Origin of the sequence: Methylophaga sp. UBA2689 (genome assembly GCA_002354555.1) — a bacterium.
GTDB lineage: Bacteria > Pseudomonadota > Gammaproteobacteria > Nitrosococcales > Methylophagaceae > Methylophaga.
In genome coordinates this window covers 1-6,391 of sequence record DELT01000014.1, presented here as the reverse complement: position 1 = coordinate 6,391, position 6,391 = coordinate 1, and the positions used below count along the sequence as shown (strand labels likewise).

Here is a 6,391-nt window from a genome sequence, read left to right as displayed (position 1 = left end):
CTGTATTTCACCGCTACGCGGCCAGCAAAGCTGTTCAAATGAGTTCCAGACTCATTTGTCAATAACTTATGTAGGAAGGCTACACGCCGTGCTTTCCGCCTTGTCGGACACAAAAATAGCCGCCAGCAGTGGTGGATATGAAAGATCAACAAGCCCTAATAACCTGAGTTAAGAACGCTGTCGCGTTGAAACTGTCATAATGAATGTCAGTAATCAGATGCATTCACTTATAAATTCTTCGTAAATCATGACAGAGACTCTATGCCGTTATGCCCGAAACTTTTCTCTAGCAGAATCATCCTGGTGTTTTTTTTCTGTTTATTTCAATCCTTTATGGTTTGGGCTGACACCGAAAAAAATATCGAGATCGAGCTTGAGGGTATAGAAAAGGACTGGAGTGAAACTCTGGTAAATGGTTTGAGCATCAATCGTCAAAAAAACAGTCCCCGATTGGATTCCCGCAGTGTTCAACGATTACATGAACAGGCCGTTGATGAATTGAAGCACATGCTTACCGTCTATGGTTATTATTCACCTGAAATTACAGCCGAGTTAACTGAAACAGATGAAAATAACTGGTTAGCCCAATATAAAATTGACCTGGGTGAGCCAATTATCATTCACCAAATTGATGCCGAAGTGAAGGGGGATGCCAAGACGGATCCAGCATTTACCAAAATGCTCAACAAACTGCCTCTGAAGGTCGGAGACCATTTTGATCATCAAAGTTACGAAAATACCAAAAAAACCTTTTTGAGACTTGCGGCTGAGCGTGGGTATTTTGATGGTGTGTTTACCTGCAGCAAAGTCAGTGTCGATATAGAAGCCGAAGCTGCCGATATTTGTCTGGTATATGACTCAAAGCAACGCTATCGGTTTGGTGATATTGATTTTCCCGATACCGTTGTCAATGCAAATCTACTTGAGGCAATGACACCGATCGAACCCGGTGAACCGTTCGATGCCAATAAATTACTCACGCTGCGAAATAATTTACAAAACAGCGGTTACTTTGCAACAGTCTCAGCCCAGGCGATGACATCTGCGCGTGAAAATGCAGAGGTGCCGATAGAAGTTTCGTTGAATGAAAATCTGAAGCATCGCTATAGTGCAGGTATCGGATATGGAACAGATACAGGCGCCAGAATGAGTCTGGGCTGGCAGAACAGGTATGTGAATGATCGCGGACACAGACTTTCGGTTGAAAGTCGTCTATCGCAGATTGCCACTCGGGTCGGTGCAGACTACAAGATGCCATTCTGGAGTGAAAATATTGATACGGTCGGTTTCAATACTGAATATAAACAAGAAGATACCGATACAAGTGAAAGTCGCTCAGTTGCTGTTGGGAGTTATTACAACCGCATGCGTTGGGGCTGGGAAGAAACTGGTAGCATCAAGTTTTTAAATGAAAGTTTTGATGTGTCTGACGAATCAGCTTCCACATCATTACTGATTCCAGGTATTGCTTATGCAAGAACCTGGGCAGATGACACACTCTATACCCGCCAGGGTGGACGGGTCAGTTTGGAACTAAGTGGTGCCGCTGAAGGTATTTTATCTGATATCAGTTTTAGTCAGGTCGTCGTCCGTGGTAAATATATTCAGGGTTTTGGTGAGTCAAACCGAATTATCACCCGTGCGACTGTTGGTGCAACAGAAGTTAGTGACTTTTCAAAACTACCCAGCTCTTTACGTTTCTTTGCCGGTGGTGATAACAGCATTCGTGGTTTTGATTATGAGTCATTGGGTCCGGAAAATGACCTGGATGAAGTCATTGGGGGGCGTTATCTGGCAGTAGGGAGTGTCGAATATGAACATATGTTTGTTAAAAACTGGGGCGCAGCAATATTTACTGATTTTGGTAACGCATTCAATAGTTGGTCTGATCCAATAGAGTATAGTGTGGGTGTGGGCATTCGCTGGCGTTCACCAGTTGGCTTGATTCGGGTTGATATAGCCAACGGGATTTCAGATGAAGACAAGCCTTTCGGTTTGCATATCGTGATAGGACCTGATTTGTGATAAAACGCGCATTATGGATAATCGCAATCGTATTGCTACTGGTAGTTCCAGCAGCAATGTATTGGTTATTGATGACAAAGTCCGGCTTTAACACCGCACTCAATTTCACTCAGCAATCTCTTCCAGCACTGTCAATTGATGAAGCGAGTGGCCGCCTTTATGACGGCATTTATCTGCAAGGTGTCGCGTATGAACCTGAAGAGGGTGATGCGTTTTATATAAAAAGTATTGATGCCCGCTGGCAGTTATGGTCGCTGCTTTCCACCCGTTTGATTATTAACCAATTACATATCGACCGGCTACAAATTAAACAAAAAGATGGGCTGGATGAAGAAGTTATCGTGGATGAAGACTTTACGGTGCCGGATATCAGTATTCCATTGGCAATTCATTTACGTTCTTTCCGAATAACACATGCAGAAATGCTTAGTCCTCAAGGCGATATAACGCCATTGTTCGATCGTTTTGATACCTCTTTACGGGTGAATTACGATCGGTTAATCATTTCATCATTACGTCTGAATCGGAATATTCTTGCGTTTACCCTGCTCGGCGATGTCAATCTGAGCTCTCCACATGCTACCAATCTGAACTATGGCGCCCGTCTTAATGATCCGGAATTAGGGCTTATTTCTGCTACCGGGACAATTACCGGTGATTTGCAGCAAATGACGTTACGTCAGCAGCTGGGCGAACCGTTCGCTTCCGAGCAAACCTTGATGGTACGTAATATTCTTGATGATTTGGATTGGCGATTGACGGCTGAAAGTGGAACGCTGCCATTATCACGGATCCTGAAAAATGAAATTGGTGATCTGACAGCGTTAAATCTGAATGCCCAAGGTACATTGGAGAGTGCCAAGGCAGAACTCGACTTTCAGTTGCAGGGATCTGAGACATTAAATCCACCTGTAGCGGCCAGTTTAAGTGTCAATTCCAATGATTTGCAAAGTTGGCGGGTAGATCTGATGACGGCAATCAGTCAGAACAGTTTTGCCGAATTGCATGGAAACATCTTCATCACAGAAGATCCCACGGAAAGTGTTTTTTCCATTGATGGCAGCTGGTCAGAATTACAATGGCCCTGGCAGACAGATACTGAACTGCTGGTTGGCAAGGCTTCAGGTGAATTGTCTGTTGATGGTACTTTGCAGGACTATCGTTTAATCGTCAGTAGTTCTTTGCAGGCGATGGAACAGGAATGGAATATAACTTCATACTTACGTGGAGATATGCAAAAGGCCTCGGTTAATTCTCTTGAAATCAAGTCGGCGTTAGGCCAACTGGATGTCAGTGGTGATTTGAGCTGGCAGCCAGAGTTAGCTTATCAACTGGATGGCGAATGGAAAAATCTGCAGCTTCCTGCCAGTTTAACCGGCGTGCCGGTAGAAAGTTATACAGGGCAATTTAAGCTTGATGGAAAGAAACAGCTTTTCAATTTAACAGTCGACTCGGATTTTATTGTGAATGAGATTCCGCTCATTCTTAATTTGGTGGCAAATAGCCCAGAAGCAGGAATAACGGATGTACGGGCCGATACCAAAATAGCTGATGGCGGGGCAGGATTCAGTGGTCGCATTAATTGGAAAGAAAAGCTTGCGGTTGATGGCAAACTGACATTGAGACAGCTTGATCCTGCTGCCTTCGCTGCAGAGTGGCCTGGGCTGATTAGTGGTCAGGCGCAGGTAACGTTTCAGGATAAAGGTGAAAACGAGTTTCATGCCAGTGTGCAGGAATTACATTTAAATGGTGTGTTACGTGATCGTAATTTCTCACTGGACAGTAACCTGCAAGCGGTAAATACCGATATCGATATCGAAAATCTGCAGTTGAATCTGGGGGATTCGCAATTGTCATTGAATGGCAAAGTAAAAAAACGACTAGACCTGAGTTGGAGTTTGTCATCCCCGAATCTGCAGGATTTTCATCCCGAATTATTTGGCACACTGCGTGGAGAAGGGCAACTTTACGGTGAGCTGGCCAAATTGAAATTAAATGCCAATCTGGACGGTTCAGCTATCCGTTGGGCAGATGAACTGACTGTAGGATCTATTTCAGCAGATGCTCAGGTGGATCTGACGGATAATCAGCAAAGTAAAATTAATATTCAATCCACGGCAATTACGATTGCACAGCAGAATATCGACTCCATTGATTTGAGCCTGAATGGCAAGCGTGACCAGCATCAACTGGCGCTGGAGATACAATCGGAAATGGCGACATTATCCAGCCTGTTGCAGGGCAGCCTGGATGAAGATGACCAATGGTCTGGACAATTGCAATCAATGACCGTTACAAATGATATAGCTGGCAGCTGGCAATTAAGTGAGCCGGGTGCAATTCAATTATCAGCCGATAAACAAATTATTTCACAACACTGCTGGCAATCCTCTGAGCAGGCACAGCTTTGTTTACAGGGTGAAAACACAGCAGAAGGTGCACAAACATTAATTGAAATAAATCAATTGTCGGTGGCGACTTTCAAACCTCTGATAGAGAACTACGCTGCATTATCTGGTGAAGTTTCCGGTAAAGTCCAATTAGCAATGCAAACCGAGGGAGATATTACCGGGACGGGTAATTTATCGCTGAATGATGGCACATTAAAAATGCAGTCTGAAGGTATAAGCCAGCAGCAACCGATTGCCTTTAATACAGTTGATCTACGCTATCAGCTGACGGCAGAAGAAAGTATGGTTGCCATCACTATTGAGCCTGACATTGCTGGGGTGGAACCTATTGAAGCCAGATTGCAAACCGCACCAGCAAAAACTGTGATGGCAGCACCTCTGGATACCCCAGTCACGTTGCAAGTGCAGAATTCTATCGAAGACCTTGCTTCATTAAATCTCGAAACACTGGCTTTCGATGAACTGGCAGGCAAACTGGAACTTCATGTCGATATGGAGGGCACTTTCAATCAGCCTGAATTGACGACTGCTATCAGTTTGCGTGATGGACAGATATTTCTGGTCGATATGGGGATTACCCTGTCGGAAATTAATGCCGACATTAATGGTGATCCTTTATCCGGCTTAAAAATATTATTACAGGCTCAGTCTGCAGAAGGTCAGTTGGAGATGGCTGGTGACTTCACTATGACCGATTCTGATTGGTTGCTGGACGCGACGATTAAGGGGGACAAATTAGAGCTAATGAATCTGCCTGAGGCCTATGTGATTGCCTCTCCGGATTTAACATTAAGGATTACTCCTGAAACCGCCAAAATTAGCGGTAAAGTAAAAATACCTACTGCTGATCTGGCACCAATGGATTTTAATACCACTGTTTCAGCCAGCCCGGATGTTGTCGTGGTTGGACAGGATACGTCAGAAGAGAAAATGCGTTTAGCAACTGATGTTGATGTGACGGTTGAACTGGGTGAAAACGTCTTGATTCGTGCCCTCGGTTTTAACGGTCGTCTGGCGGGTGACTTACGTATTTATGGCGAAGCCGGCGAGCTGTTATTAGGTGATGGCGAAATTACCGTTCATGACGGTATTTATGCTGCCTATGGTCGCGAATTAAAAATCAATATCGGCAAAGTACGATTTGCAGGAACGGCCATTGATAACCCTGATCTGGATATTAAAGCAGTTCGCAAAGGCACGGATTATGAAGCTGGAATTCATATCACCGGACCAGCCAACAATCCGCAAGCCACATTGTTTTCTAACCCATCTATGAGCCAGGAAGATGTACTGTCGTATATTGTGCTGGGACGTCCACTAGGGCAGGCGAGTGCTACTGATGCGGCAATGCTGGCGTCAGCGGCCACCAATCTGGGGATTTCCAATGGTAATGCAGTGAGTGAAAAGATTGCCAGTACCTTTGGGCTGGATACCGTTGAGTTCACTGGAGAAAGCCCGGATAACGCTGCTGTGCAAATTGGCAAATACCTGTCGCCTAAACTTTATTTAGGCTATGGCATTGGTATTTTTGAGCCGGTAAGCACCGTTCAATTGCGTTATACATTAAGTAAAATCTGGACCTTGCAAGCCGAGTCAGGCACACAGAGTGGCGTGGACCTACTGTATATCTACGAACGATAAAAAAGCCCTGTGATGATGGCCATCACAGGGCTTTCAGGACCTACCTTTTCATCACGTATGAGGTGAGTCGTCAGATAAAATCAGGCACGGTTCTTTTCGCGGATTTCATCCAGTGTTTTGCAATCGATACAAAGTGTCGCTGTTGGACGAGCTTCCAAACGGCGAATGCCGATATCTACGCCACATGATTCACAGAAGCCGTAATCACCTTTTTCAAGGTCGATCAATGATTCTTCAATCTTTTTGATCAGTTTACGTTCACGATCTCTGGTACGCAGTTCAAGAGTGAACTCTTCTTCCTGAGTGGCACGATC

Annotated in this window: 3 protein-coding genes; 2 read left to right on the top strand and 1 reads right to left on the bottom strand. The window is 44.7% G+C overall.

Features of this window, described 5'->3' with window-relative positions:
- Positions 1-333 precede the first annotated feature (333 nt).
- Together B3M51_RS01230 and B3M51_RS01225 are read left to right on the top strand one after the other, a co-directional pair.
- Positions 334-2,025, top strand: coding sequence for an autotransporter assembly complex protein TamA (locus B3M51_RS01230; protein WP_292756279.1), 1,692 nt, complete (start codon positions 334-336; stop codon positions 2,023-2,025).
- Positions 2,022-6,077 carry a translocation/assembly module TamB domain-containing protein gene (locus B3M51_RS01225; RefSeq protein WP_292756277.1) on the top strand — a complete coding sequence of 1,352 codons (4,056 nt, stop codon included), beginning with the start codon at positions 2,022-2,024 and terminating at the stop codon, positions 6,075-6,077. The genes B3M51_RS01230 and B3M51_RS01225 overlap by 4 nt, the downstream gene beginning before the upstream one ends.
- An 80-nt stretch (positions 6,078-6,157) precedes the next feature.
- Here B3M51_RS01225 and dksA read toward each other — a convergent pair.
- Positions 6,158-6,391, bottom strand: a 234-nt coding sequence (gene dksA / locus B3M51_RS01220; RefSeq protein ID WP_292756275.1) for an RNA polymerase-binding protein DksA, incomplete at its 5' end; no start/stop codon positions are given.

What these genes read in the sequence shown, in the direction of transcription:
- B3M51_RS01230 (WP_292756279.1), top strand. Translation starts at nt 334, where the DNA reads ATGGTTTGGGCTGACACCGAAAAAAATATCGAGATCGAGCTTGAGGGT.